The 13,492-nt window shown below is 44.8% G+C and carries 12 protein-coding genes; all 12 read right to left on the bottom strand.

The window, feature by feature from the left end:
- Positions 1-120: 120 nt before the first annotated feature.
- Positions 121-1,305 (bottom strand): choline ABC transporter ATP-binding protein, encoded by a 1,185-nt coding sequence (gene choV / locus A8140_RS17245; protein WP_005530546.1) that lies wholly within the window; start codon positions 1,303-1,305, stop codon positions 121-123.
- A 1-nt stretch (position 1,306) separates the two neighbouring features.
- Positions 1,307-2,149 carry a choline ABC transporter permease subunit gene (gene choW, locus A8140_RS17240; protein ID WP_005425967.1) on the bottom strand — a complete coding sequence of 281 codons (843 nt, stop codon included), beginning with the start codon at positions 2,147-2,149 and terminating at the stop codon, positions 1,307-1,309.
- Between the two features lie 62 nt (positions 2,150-2,211).
- Positions 2,212-3,150 (bottom strand): choline ABC transporter substrate-binding protein, encoded by a 939-nt coding sequence (locus A8140_RS17235; protein ID WP_005530544.1) that lies wholly within the window; start codon positions 3,148-3,150, stop codon positions 2,212-2,214.
- A gap of 29 nt (positions 3,151-3,179) precedes the next feature.
- The gene (betA, locus tag A8140_RS17230; protein WP_005530541.1) at positions 3,180-4,880 is read right to left on the bottom strand and encodes a choline dehydrogenase; all 1,701 of its coding nucleotides are present in this window, start codon (positions 4,878-4,880) and stop codon (positions 3,180-3,182) included.
- Between the two features lie 19 nt (positions 4,881-4,899).
- Entirely contained in the window at positions 4,900-6,360 is a 1,461-nt protein-coding gene (betB, locus tag A8140_RS17225) for a betaine-aldehyde dehydrogenase (RefSeq protein WP_005530539.1), read from the bottom strand.
- 16 nt (positions 6,361-6,376) lie between these two features.
- A complete protein-coding gene (gene betI, locus A8140_RS17220; protein ID WP_005530538.1) occupies positions 6,377-6,976 on the bottom strand; it encodes a transcriptional regulator BetI in 600 nt (199 codons plus the stop codon).
- Positions 6,977-8,005: 1,029 nt separating this feature from the next.
- Positions 8,006-9,478 carry a hypothetical protein gene (locus tag A8140_RS17210; RefSeq protein ID WP_005530536.1) on the bottom strand — a complete coding sequence of 491 codons (1,473 nt, stop codon included), beginning with the start codon at positions 9,476-9,478 and terminating at the stop codon, positions 8,006-8,008.
- Between the two features lie 38 nt (positions 9,479-9,516).
- A complete protein-coding gene (locus A8140_RS17205) occupies positions 9,517-10,167 on the bottom strand; it encodes an OmpA family protein (RefSeq protein WP_005530534.1) in 651 nt (216 codons plus the stop codon).
- A gap of 8 nt (positions 10,168-10,175) precedes the next feature.
- Positions 10,176-11,723, bottom strand: coding sequence for a TadE/TadG family type IV pilus assembly protein (locus tag A8140_RS17200; protein WP_005530532.1), 1,548 nt, complete (start codon positions 11,721-11,723; stop codon positions 10,176-10,178).
- A 4-nt stretch (positions 11,724-11,727) separates the two neighbouring features.
- Positions 11,728-12,288, bottom strand: coding sequence for a tight adherence pilus pseudopilin TadF (gene tadF / locus A8140_RS17195; RefSeq protein ID WP_005530530.1), 561 nt, complete (start codon positions 12,286-12,288; stop codon positions 11,728-11,730).
- Positions 12,275-12,760: a TadE/TadG family type IV pilus assembly protein gene (locus A8140_RS17190; RefSeq protein WP_005530529.1), complete on the bottom strand. Its 486-nt coding sequence runs from the start codon at positions 12,758-12,760 to the stop codon at positions 12,275-12,277. The genes tadF and A8140_RS17190 overlap by 14 nt, the downstream gene beginning before the upstream one ends.
- Positions 12,760-13,482, bottom strand: coding sequence for a tetratricopeptide repeat protein (locus A8140_RS17185; RefSeq protein ID WP_005530526.1), 723 nt, complete (start codon positions 13,480-13,482; stop codon positions 12,760-12,762). The genes A8140_RS17190 and A8140_RS17185 overlap by 1 nt, the downstream gene beginning before the upstream one ends.
- Between the last annotated feature and the right edge of the window lie 10 nt (positions 13,483-13,492).

Here is a 13,492-nt window from a genome sequence, read left to right as displayed (position 1 = left end):
CTAGAGCCTAGCTATCTAAATCATTGTTCAAATTGAAAGAGCCGTACTTCTTAGTCTAAGAGTACGACTCTTTTTTATCTTGCAGAGGGGAATCTACAAACGTTTTGAGTTAAAAGCCAACTAAGCTACTTGCTTGGATTTAAAGTTGCCAAGCAGTGCGTCATACAACTCGTTATCACTCAGTACGCCCACTAACTTGTTCTCTTCTACTAGCAAGATAGGTTGATTGCTGCGTTGCTTCAGTTCAATCGCCTCACGCATACTGATGTCTGGGTTAGCTTGAACGACCGTGCTTTCACCGATGTCGTCGAGTGTGGTTGAATCGCTTTCCCAATTCACCAATGACTTATCGGAATCCACTAGCGTTAAGCCTTTCGGCTCTTGCTCGACCCAAATCTGTTTATCTGCACACACCAACACGCGGTCATTCTGCTGCTTAAGCTCGGTGCAGGCTTGCATCAGCGAACGACCTTTCAAAACATTGAGCGGATTCGTGTGAGCCACAAAATCTGCTACATATTCGTTTTCTGGCGCAAGGATGATTTGCTCAGGCTTGCCGTGTTGAATCAGTTTGCCCGATTCCATAATGGCGATGTTGTTGCCGATTTTCAGCGCTTCGTCTAGGTCGTGGCTCACAAACAAAATCGTTTTGTTGAGCTTCTCTTGCAGTTGAATCAATTCATCTTGAAGCTGAGCGCGAATCAGAGGATCGAGCGCAGAGAACGGTTCATCCATTAGTAAGATGTCGGTATCCATAGCAAAGGCGCGAGCCAAGCCAACGCGTTGCTGCATGCCGCCAGAAAGCTCATGCGGGAACTTACTCTCCCACTCGCTCAGCCCAACCATTTCAAGTTGTTCACGCGCTTTTTTACGACGTTCCGCTTTGCCAATGCCCTGCATCTCAAGACCAAACGCCACGTTATCCAATACCGTTAACCACGGCATAAGCGCAAACTTTTGGAACACCATCGACACGCGATGAGTACGCAGGTTACGTAGAGTTTGTTCGTCACAGTTGGCAAGCTCTACCATATCGTCGCCATCTTTGATTTTGAGTGAACCACGAGAGATCTCATTCAAACCATTAACGGCACGAAGGAGGCTGGATTTACCCGAACCGGAAAGCCCCATCAATACACAGATCTCACCTTGTTTGACGCTCATTGAGACTTTATCAACACCAACCACTTGTCCGGTCTCATCAATGATCTCTTGGCGAGACTTACCTTGGTCTAATAGCGCCAATGCTTGCTCTTGCTGCTGACCAAACACAACGTCGAGGTTTTCAATCGTAATTGCATCCATGTTATGCCTCCTTCTGGTTTGGCGCTTTGCACAAACGGTCGAGAATAATCGCGACCAAAACAATCGCTAAACCCGCTTCAAAGCCTTGAGAAATGTTCACGGTATTCAGAGCTCGTACGACTGGTTTACCCAAGCCATCGGCACCGACTAGCGCAGCAATCACCACCATAGAAAGTGACAACATAATGCACTGCGTAACGCCCGCCATAATACTTGGCAATGCTGCTGGGAGTTCGACTTTGAATAGCAATTTCATGCGGCTAGCACCAAAGGCTTTACCCGCTTCAATTAACTCTTCTGGCACTTTGGTGATGCCAAGGTAAGTCAGACGAATCGGCGCGGCGATGGCAAAGATAATGGTAGAAATCAGCCCCGGAACGATGCCTAAACCAAACAGAACCAATGTTGGGATCAGATACACAAACGTTGGTACGGTCTGCATTAAATCGAGTATCGGGCGTAATAAGGTATACAACCACGGGCGATGCGCCGCCATGATGCCAAGCGGTACGCCAATTAATACGGAAATCGTTGTCGCAGCGAAGACGAGAACAAAGGTTTCCAGCATTTCTTGCCAGTAGCCGAGGTTAAGGATAGTCAGCAGCGCCAATACGATAAACACGACTAGAGGAATGCTGCGGTGTAGGAACCACGCAATCGCTGCGGTCATGATAATAGGTGCTGCCGGAGGCATCCATTTGAATATATCCACCACGAATAGAATGATGGTTTCGAGAAAAATAGAGATAGCATCAAAGAAACCCGACGCGTTCATGGTTAACCAATCCACGCCCGTTTCCATCCATTCGCCCAACGGAAGTTTGTTGTCCGTAATAAAATTCACAATAAAACCTTTGTGTTAATAGGTGGGCATCGCTGCCCACCTTTTCCTAAAGAGAGGAATGATTAAGCGTTTGTTTTTAGATAAGAAGTAATCGCTTGTTTTGCGTCTTTGCCATCTAACGTCTTCACGCCTTCTAGCCACGCTTCAAATTGTTGTGGGTTAGCATTCAACCACTCTTGTGCTGCTTTCGCTGGCTTCTGTTTTTGGTTCAGAATCGCTTCCATCAACTGGTTTTCCATCTCTAAGCTGAACTCTAGATTCTTAAGCAGTTGCCCCACGTTTTGACACTCAGATAGGTAGTCTTGGCGTACGTTAGTGTAAACATTCGCACCGCCGTAGTTAGGACCAAAGAAGTCGTCACCACCAGATAGGTATTCCATCTCAACATTGCTGTTCATTGGGTGTGGTGCCCAACCTAGGTAAACGATCCATTGGTTACGACGCACTGCACGAGACACTTGAGACACCATGCCCGCTTCGCTTGATTCCACTAGGCTGAAGTCTTTCAAGCCGAATGCATCGCTGTCGATCATATCTTGGATCAAACGGTTGCCATCGTTGCCCGGCTCAATCCCGTAGATGCGGTCTTTAAATTTGTCAGCATTTTTTGCCAAGTCAGCAAAGCTTTTCACGCCAGCGTCATACACGTACTTTGGCACAGCTAGTGTGTATTTTGCGCCTTCAAGGTTTGCGCGAACGGTTTCCACTGTGCCAGCTTCACGGTACTTGGCGATATCGCCTTCCATGGTTGGCATCCAGTTACCTAGGAATACGTCAATGTCGCCGTTTGCCATTGAAGAGTACGTCACTGGTACAGACAGAAGATCGGTCTTGGTTTTGTAGCCCAAGCCTTTTAACAGTTCAGAGGTAACAGCAGTGGTCGCTGTAATGTCCGTCCAGCCTACATCGGCAAATCGAACGGTTTCACATTGGTTAGCGTAAGCACCTGTCGCTACTGCACTCAGCGCGATAGATGAAAAGATTTTTGTCATCGTAGACATGTTTAAATTCCTTGTAATGATTACTGACTTTATGAGATTGAGCTTAAGTCTCTTTTCGGCGGACGCATTCTTTGCGTCTCTTGCCAGTTCGGAGCAATCCAAACTGGTGTGTTATTCGATTGTTCGAGTACGTTCCCCAAGATCATGTCCGCGGCACGCTCTGCAACCATGATAGTTGGTGCGTTTAAGTTGCCATTCGGAATGGTTGGGAAGATGGATGAATCCACCACGCGTAAGCCTTCAATGCCGCGCACTTGGCAGGCTTCATTTAGAACTGCCATTGGGTCATCGTCTGCGCCCATTTTGCAGCTACACGATGGGTGGTAAGCACTTTCCACATTTTGCTTGACCCATTCATCAATCGCTTCATCGCTGGTGATGTTAAGACCGGGCTGGATCTCTTCACCACGGAACGCATCCATTGCAGGTTGATTGAGGATTTCACGCGTTAGACGGATACAGTCTCGCCAATCCTGCTTATCTTGTTCCGTCGAGATGTAGTTGAACTCGATTTTTGGCTTGTCATTTGGGTTAGCAGAAACCACTTCGACACTGCCGCGACTCTCAGGCTTGTTTGGACCAACATGCACTTGGAAGCCGTGACCATCAAATGCCGCGCGTCCGTCATAACGCATTGCTGCTGGTAGGAAGTGATATTGAATGTTTGGCGATTTCAATCCTTCACGAGAGCGGATGAACGCACACGATTCAAAGTGGTTGGTTGCGCCCAGACCTTTGCGCGTCAGAATCCACTCCGTACCAATCAAACCTTTGCTGATCAAACCTAACTTGCTGTTGAGAGTAATCGGCTGTTTACAGTGATACTGGAAGTAAACTTCAAGGTGGTCTTGCAAGTTCTTACCCACGCCTTCTAGAGCGTGTTTCACTTCAATACCCGCTTTTTCAAGCACAGTCTTAGGACCAATACCCGAAAGTTGCAGCAGTTGTACCGAGCCGATGGAACCTGCGCTCGACACAACCTCTTTGTTGGCAAAGCACTGTTTGACCTTGCGGGATTGCTCGAACTCAATGCCGACCGCTTTCTTGCCTTCAAGCAAAATACGATGAGCCGTTACGCCTTTCATCAAGGTAAAGTTACTACGTTTTTTTGCACGGCTTAAGTAAGCGTTAGAGGTAGAAGCGCGCACACCTTTATCTACCGTCATGTGCATCGGACCGAAGCCCTCCTGCTGATAACCGTTGTAATCTTGTGTTTCTGGGTAGCCCGCATCTTTGCCCGCATCGATAAACGCTTGGTAAAGTGGGTTCAACTTCATGTCGTTGCCGTTACACGTCCCAACAGGACCACTGTCGCCACGGTATTGGTCTGCGCCGCCTGTCCACGTTTCCGCTTTACGGAAGTACGGCAAACACGCTTGGTAGTTCCAGCCTTTCGCGCCTTCTGCTTCCCATTCGTCAAAGTCACAAGCATGACCACGAACATAAACCATGCCGTTGATCGAAGAACTGCCGCCTAACACTTTGCCACGTGGACAATGCAGTTGGCGTCCGTCTAGTCCCTCTTCCGTTACAGTTTCGAACTGCCATGCGTACTTTTCAGTATTCATCGGGTAAGACAGCGCCGTTGGCATTTGGATGAAGATGCTCTTGTCTGAGCCACCCGCTTCCAACAGTAATACTTGGTGCTGACCGCTTTCACTCAGGCGATCCGCCAAAACACAGCCTGCCGAGCCAGCACCGACGATGATGTAATCGTAGTGTTGTTGCATTACAAGTCCTCCTGACTGATTAGACGTAAGGGCTGTCGAAATCACCCAAATGCACTAGCACGCTCTTGGTTTGGGTGTAATGCTTAAGGGTCTCAACGCCGTTTTCACGTCCAATGCCAGACAGTTTGTAACCGCCAACAGGCATTTCAGCTGGGGAATCGCCCCACGTATTAATCCAACAAATGCCTGCTTGAATTTGATGAATGACGCGGTGTGCACGAGAGAGGTTTTGCGTAAACACGCCAGCCGCAAGCCCGTAATCTGTGTTGTTAGCACGTGCAATCACTTCGTCTTCGTCACTGAACTTAAGCACTGACATTACGGGACCAAAAATCTCTTGCTGCACATGCGGCATGTCGTCTTCGCAATCAATGAAAACCGTTGGCACAACAAAATTACCACTCGCCAAGCCGTTCTCTGTGACTTTGTAGCCACCAGTCAGCAACGTTGCTTTGCTTGCTTTCGCTTGCTCAATTGCGGAAAGAACTTTTGATTCGTGTTCTTTGGAAATTAGCGCGCCAATTTGAGTTAGCTCATCAAGCGGATCGCCAACCACCAGCAGTTCGGTACGTTTCTTAAGTTGAGCGACAAACTCATCATAAATACCTTCATGAACGAACACGCGAGTACCGTGCGTACAGACCTCACCTTGGGTGTAGAAGTTTGCAACCATCGCAGCAGAAACCGCGTCGTCTAGCTTGACATCATCAAAAATGATCATTGGAGATTTACCGCCAAGCTCCATGGTCACTTGCTTTAGCGTATTGGCGCTGTCACCCATCACCACTTTGCCCGTACCCGATTCCCCCGTGAAAGAGACTTTGGCGATGTCTGGATGTGCGGTGAGCATCTGCCCTACTCGGTAATCACCCTGAATGACGTTGAACACGCCATCTGGCAATCCCGCTTCACTGTAGATTTCTGCTAGTTTGAGTGCGGTCAACGGAGTTTCTTCTGATGGTTTAAAGATCATCGCATTACCCGCAGCAAGTGCAGGAGCAGACTTCCACATCGCGATTTGAATTGGGTAGTTCCACGCACCAATGCCCGCACAAATACCCAGAGGTTCGCGGCGAGTGTAGAAAAACTGTGATTCATTCAGCGGTTGCTGTTCGCCATGCATGCTAGGCGCAAGACCTGCGTAGTATTCGATCACATCTGCGCCCGTTACAATGTCTACGCAATTCGCTTCTTGGATCGGTTTGCCTGTATCCACAACTTCTAGCGCAGCCAGTTCATCGTTTCTTTCACGAAGTAGCGCCACCGCTTTAAGCAAAATGCGACTGCGTTCTGTCGCCGTCATGGCAGACCAAATCGCAAAACCGCGCTTGGCAGATTCAATTGCCGCTTGCATATCTTGCTGGTTTGCCTGCTTCACATTCGCAAGCGGTTCACCATTGGCGGGATTGTACGTAGTGAAGTGTTCTTCTGAGCATCCTAGGTGCATGGCACCATCGATGTAGTGTGCTTTCATATCCATTTGAAGGTTTGACTCTTTATTTTAGTTTTGAGTAGAACGTGAGCTGTTTATCGAGATAGTCGTTGATGATGACGCGTGCTTTCTCGGCATCGATGCCTTGCGGGTTGAGCGTTCCGCGCAGCCAAATGCCATCGATCAGTGACGCAATACCATGCGCTACAAGCTCTGCTTGGTCGTTATCCAGCAAAGCTTTTAATTCTTTTTTTAGGTGAGAAAGGAGACGTCGTTCATTCACTCGTTGCAGACGTTTGAGCTGCGCGTCATGCATGGAGTACGACCAGAATGCCAACCAAGTTTTTGCCACTTGGTTCTCGGCTTGGAAACCCACAAAGTTGCCGTCGATGATGGCATTAATACGTTGATGATGCGCATCAGCCGGTAGCTGGCTTAGGTTCTCTTTGATGGTTGCAGAAAGCTGGCGCAAGATCTCACGCATGGTCTCTTCTAACAGACCGTGCTTACCACCGAAATAGTGATTAATGATCCCCGTTGATACCCCTGCTTCTTTGCTGATCAACGAGATGCTCGCGGCGTGCAAACCAACTCTGTCAATGACCGACATCGTCGCTTTGACTAGCTGCGGTTTTCTGATTTCAGGCATCCCAACCTTGGGCATTTTGCATCCTTGTTATTTTTAATTGAACGGTTAGTTAAATATAAAATGCCTTAAATTTAGTTCGAACTCAAACTAATTATCTAGAAAAAACAACAGATACAGCCGAATCATTTCGACTACAATCATTACTAAAACTTGAGAAAAGATAGATTTTACGAAGATTTAATACGTAAAAACAGAAAAATAAAAACCTTAACAATCAACAATTAAACCACCTTTAATGCAAGTTATAGAGATACCAGCTCATGAGCAATTCGTGCGCATCAAAAGTACAAACAAAGACAAATACAATGAACTCAAATAATTTCAGCACGTTTTATTTTTAGAGTTGTCAATTGAGTGAAGGTCATTCGACTATCCTCTGTTCTGCTTTCAAATGTAAAACAAGCTGCCCCCAAGCATGCTAGCTATCTTGCCTCACCACCTACAATTTTTCCTCAAGATCATGCTAATTTGATTACTCATCCTCTGGATAAAAACTCATTTTCTCTTTCCTAAAAACTAATGTCGTTTAATGGCAATTTTTGAAAGTCATTCCCCTTTATCTTACTTATCAACTTGTTTGAATTAGGAAAGAGAAATGTAAGCACGCAATGCCCTTTTAATTTTATTGGCTAGCACGATTGGCTTTAACGCATACGCGATTTCAGACGCTAGCAAGATTGGTGCGAACGCAGGTGCAATGAGTTACTGTTTCGATCACATTGCATCTAGCAAAGACAAATCAAAATATCGCATGCAAGAGCAGAAACCTTGAGAGAGTATCAAGATCTAGATCGTAGTGACCGAACAAAAGTGCTGGTAATTAAAAAGAAATCTGTATCTCTTTGTACGTGCATCATATCGAGTAACTCGGGATTAGAATTGGCATTTCACGACAGATGAATATTCAAGAGCTAAGCACGTTTCTGAGCCACTAAACAAACAGCTAATTACTTCGGGCTATGTTCCGTAGGGTATAAAGGTATAAAAAGAGCCACAAACTGTGGCTCTTGGTGACGATGGTCTATGGTCTATGGTCTATATCGTTTAGTTCATACTCACCATACAAACGAGCTTGTTCTTATCAAATGCTTTATCTAGTTCTTGGTGTTTTACCGATGAATAGACTTTTCCTTGTTCAGTCCAATAATCTCCGTCAGCGAGATTGGCATACTGTTCCAAATACTCATAAGCAGCTTTACTCGGCAAACTTGAGGACAAACGCTCACAGTATTGCGACGCCTCTTCACGATTCAAGAAAATGTCGTGAGACTTTTGGTTTCCTTTGAATTTAGGCAATAAATAGGTGAATGCTTCGTCTTTGTAGAGCACCTTGTTGGTATAACGTTTCACATCTTGCGCTTTAGTCGTGTTCAGTTCCGCCACTGCTCGAGAAGGCAACAGGCTCTCAGAAAACTTTGTATTGGTTTGAGCATCACTCTGGCCGCTATACGTATTCTTTGATTCTTCGGCAATTAAATTGGCCGGGGCCGTTTGCTCGGGATTCGCCTTTTTTGAAAATGGAAAGAAGTAATCACCGCCATTCTTAAGGTTGAGTTTAAGCGACTGGGTTTTGTCTTTGTTAACCGCACGCACACTATAAATCCCAACGTAATTGCCTGTTACATCGACGCTTTCACCACTACCGACTTCTTGATCGTTGATGTAGAAGACCGTATTTTTTGAGTTTGAACGAAATACAAAGCGCACTCTATCTAAGTTTAACGCCTGTCTAAGCTCGACTTCTGTATTTGCACTGTAGGCGTATTTGTAGCTCGCGTCTGCAGTAAAAGACAAGTCACCATTTAATCTTTGGTTTGCATCCACTACTCTAAAACTCGTGAGTTGAATGCGTGACAAGCCGCCTTTACTCAATACGAAGGCGTTCTTAATGGAAGGAAGGTTTCTGTTTACACAGGTCGACAAACTCTCAGCGACGTTACACTGCAAATTACCATCGTAGGAGTCGTGAAGGATGCGTTTCGATTCATCCAAATGACGAGCTTTGATCTTCTCGTAGAGGACGAGAAGTGCGTCATTTTTCACTCGTTCTATCTGACTGGCAACTTGCTGATCTTCTGAAAGCTGGTGTTTGGTCTCAACGAGCAACTTCCCTGCCGTTTCAATTTCCTTTTTCATGGTGTTCACTTTGGCAGACATATTACGCAAAGTGAGAATAAGCGAGTCATCGTAAACGCCATCGACTAACTTATCTTTTAAACGATTTGAATCCGATTTGATCATCTCGACGTTATTAGCCAAATTGATCTTTGTCGACGCAATCTCAGCACTTAACTTATTGTAATGCGAGATAGTTTCGTCAATATTGAGTGCTTTATACTCTTGCTCGTACGTCGAATTAATACTGTTTAGTTTATCTTGCTCATTGAAGTTAATCAGCTCTGAAGAAGAAGCCATACCACTCCATGCTACACCTACTATTATCGCTATTAACTTTTTTGGTTTACCCACTGCCACACCAATTTTTCCTACTAACACAACACTCGTTTGACGCTTCACCCAACTTCGTTAGTAAGATGAAGCGTTGTGATTGAATCCTAATCTTCAGTTTTCACTGAGTCATTTTTTGAAACCCATACTTCGGATCGCCTATTTTGCGCTCTTCCTTCAACCGTTGAATTAGATGCGATAGGCTGAGTCTCACCAAATGAACGAACGACAATACGAGTTCTCTCCACGCCATCAGTACTCAAAACTTTGGACGTCGTTAAGGCTCTTTGCAGCCCCAGTTCTTGGTTGTAACCTTCAGAACCTTTGCTGTCAGTATGGCCTTCTACTGTAATTGGGCTATCACCTTCGCTTAAAGACGACGCTAATTGGGTTAACGCTTTATTGCCCATAGGAGTTAGGCTGGATTGATCAAAACCAAAATGCAGACGCGCAACCAAGCCATCGCTTTGTTGATGGTTATTTTGGTTACTGATCCAAGTCATACACCCAGACTTATCCAAACCTAGCTTCGACACCTCCGCTAGACGCTGTCTGAGTTTGCTACTTTCGGACTGTTGTTCGATTTGTAGAAAGCCCTGTCGATGTTGAGCAATCCCAACGGCATCATCCACACTCACACTATGTTGATACTCGCTGAATGTGTTGTCGCAATAGACGCTAAGTCCTTCCTCCGCCTTAATGGCAACGCTAAATGGCAGCGTTGATATAGCGACTGCACCAATGACTAACTTCTTCATATTTTCCTCTAGTACAACTTAGTTATTCCGCTTGTTTTTGAGCCTTTGCGGATAAGTTCTTCAATCTTTTCAATTAATTCGTCTAGGTTAGAGACATCAATAATGTCTTCACGAGGGTCAACAACGCAGTCTTGAAAACCACTTTGTTGGGAGGCGCGAAAGTCGATACCAATAACCCCAATGTATAAACCCGGAATCTCTTGCCTTGCTTTGTCACACATCCCCCAGTCCACAAGACCTTTGAGGATGCCGTTGTCTGGACTTTCCTGACCATCACTTAAAATCAGCAGCATTTTGATCTTCTTGTTGTACGCTTGCTGCTCTTCCTGGTCGGCGCTATTTGGATTACCCTCATTTAGGATCTGTGCTCCGCGCAAAATACCTTGAAAAGCTGCAGTACCACCATTTGCCCACATAGAATCAACAGCGGTTAGGTCAGAGAGTCTGTTGGAAAGGCGCAGATTGTAAAATTGCGACGAATTATTATCACCATGTGCGTTAAACAACCGGCTTCCATTGACACCATAGTAGTTTGCTTTAAATCCAGATTTATCAGTGAACATCGTAGATACCGAGGTTGGAATATCTGTATAATTGTATACGTCCGCAACTTCGTATCTATCTAGATCTATTACATCTTTGATTCTCTTGGCGTATTTATGATTAGTACTTTTTGGCTGAGGACACCGGTCCTGATTACGAGCACATCTTTCAACTTCATCCTTAGAAAAACCATTCCAATAATCCCAGTCTACATCGTTATAGGAGTACGGAGAGAGGTAAGAATTGTAGCTATACTTATAACTTAGTTGACTTGTAGCATTTGCTCGATACCAATTAGCTACTTCTCTAGTCCTTACATTAAATGGTACAAATCCAACACGATTCAGTAATTTGTCACTTGTTGTATCGTCTCCCGGATCATCACAAACGTCTTTCCACTCTCCGTCAACGTATTCTTGTCGAGTTGATTTACACAAAATATTGTTTGATATCTGTCTAATAGCCGTTTTCAAATCATCGATTTTTTTATGTCGATTGGATCCCCACTTGTCTTTCATCGAACCTGAAAAATCGGACACAAATACAATGTCAATATTGTTGTCTGCAAGATAAACTGGGTATTTCCTGGCCAGCGACCTTCCCGCTAAATCTTGTTGTTTACCGAATGAAGGAATAAAGCTACTAGCAAACCAAGAGTCATGCGTCGTTCTAGCGTTCACAGTATATTGGATGTATTCAAGAGCCCCAGTATTTTTATCTTCAGCTTGATAAAACCGCTGAGCAGAGAGACTACTTGACTTGATGTCTCGTACATAACTTTCAACGTATTTGGTTGCTAATTTACGTGCAGCGCCAGGTTGGTCCTCGATAGTCACTGCCAAAACTGCGGCTTCTGCGGCATCTCTCAAGCGACTTGTCTCTTGAACATATCGAGTCCCTTCAACCGCCCAAAATGTGAACCCCATAATGGGCACAAGTAATAAGCCCATCCAAACTGCAGCGACACCTTTCTGCCGACTTAGGCTTCGATACTGATACTGCTTAATTCTCATATCATTATCTCCCCGGCATTATTGAAGAAGAAGTAATGGCAACAGTTGTGCTATTACCACCGTTAAAGAAAGGTTTAAACCAAGAGGTCTGCTCTTCACACAAACTGACTCGATATAGTGGGAACACCACCGTGTTTTCAACTGGCACTAGCTCTGCGTAGGAACGAATAGAATCGGTTTTGCAATTTAGGCTTTTGAATTTATCACTCGTAAATACAGCCATGTTCGTCTTGTTAGTCAAAGACTCTATTCTTATCGCTACATCCTCTGGTGGAATATTCAGCATTCGACCAGCCACTGCAGCAAGATCCAATAGATCATCGTGGGTCACCGATAAGTTCTTTCCTGCTAATACGTCTGCCTCGAAATAGCGGGTTCGTTCTTTAATGACATTAACTAAAGCGAAACTGGAACGATCAAGTTTGGCGCGAACAAACAATTGGTGACTAAGATCTGCGCCAAACAAATACACACCCCATAACGCGGCGAGGACAAAAACTAGCTCAATAGTAAATGAGCCCTTTTGGTATTTATTTGGAAAAGCAGCCCTCTTATGGAGTGTCATTGTCCCACCCCTCATGCTCTAAATTTAGAACCATAGTACTAGATATATTTCTGTTTGAAGCACCCGACAGTTTTAGTATCGGGGAATATCGGTAAGTCACAGTGATCTCTGCAAGGTCATAATTAAAACTCAAGCCTTGACCTGCATGTCCCTTATCTTTAATGAAATCGTCATAACTCTGGTAGTAACGACCCGAAATCGAGAATCGAGAACTATCAATTAAAAAGTGCCAAAGGCTTTCATCGTCTTCAATCAAAGACTTAAATTTATCTTCATATTGTTCATTAACTCCCCTACCTTCATAAATTTTGGTATTCCGGATCGTTTCTCGTAAGGAGTACTCCGTCATATTCACAACATAAATTTGATAGCTCGACTCAAAAATCGCGAAGGTGGCAAAAAATAAAATGAGTGCACCTACGACAAATTCAATCGCTGTAACCCCTCTTTGCCTACACAAACTTCTCATCATTAACCCCTAACTTGAGTTAATTCTGTAGTAATTCTCAGAATCTCTTGGTCAGAAAAATCGCCCTTAAGTAGCTTTCTGGCTGCCTCCACTTGTTGCGTTTTAATCAAGGCGATGGCTAGATTTGCCTTAATCACTTTATTTGCCGGATTGTCTTTTAAAACTGGCGTGAGCATTGCTATTGCCTGTTCATATTCACCATTAGCCATGTGAATCATCGCGATGTTGTTTTTGATTACGACATCGTCATAGCCACGTAAACGGGCATTATTCAATTCTTGATAAGCAGCATCGTATTGGCCTGCTTTGGTATAGGACACTGCAAGCAAAACATGCACTTGCCCTGATGAATTGCCAGACTTGATGGAAGACAAATAGGCCGAGATTGCACTAGTCGTGTCGCCCTTAGCATCAAATACTTGTCCCGCTAGCTGGTACAAGTTTGATGTTTCAACACCTTCTTTTTGTAGATGCTGAACATAGAAATTAGCCGATTCAATATCCCCTTTATGGAAATACGCCCAAGCCAACTTTTCCTTTATTTTTGTATCTTGAGAGCCTTGCTTTAGCATGGATTTGTAATGGCTGATTAAGCCGTCGTAGTTTTTCACTTTTTCCATGTTAGTGACGTCGTCTTGTGTCTGGCTCTGTTGCGAAGAGGTCGACTGACAGCCCGCCAAAATGCCCAACGTAAGCAATACAATACAAATACGTTTTCCAATCACTCGATAGTCC

Origin of the sequence: Vibrio campbellii CAIM 519 = NBRC 15631 = ATCC 25920 (assembly GCF_002163755.1) — a bacterium.
GTDB lineage: Bacteria > Pseudomonadota > Gammaproteobacteria > Enterobacterales > Vibrionaceae > Vibrio > Vibrio campbellii.
The sequence above is the reverse complement of the archived record's forward strand: the minus strand, read 5'-3'. Positions and strand labels throughout refer to the sequence as shown.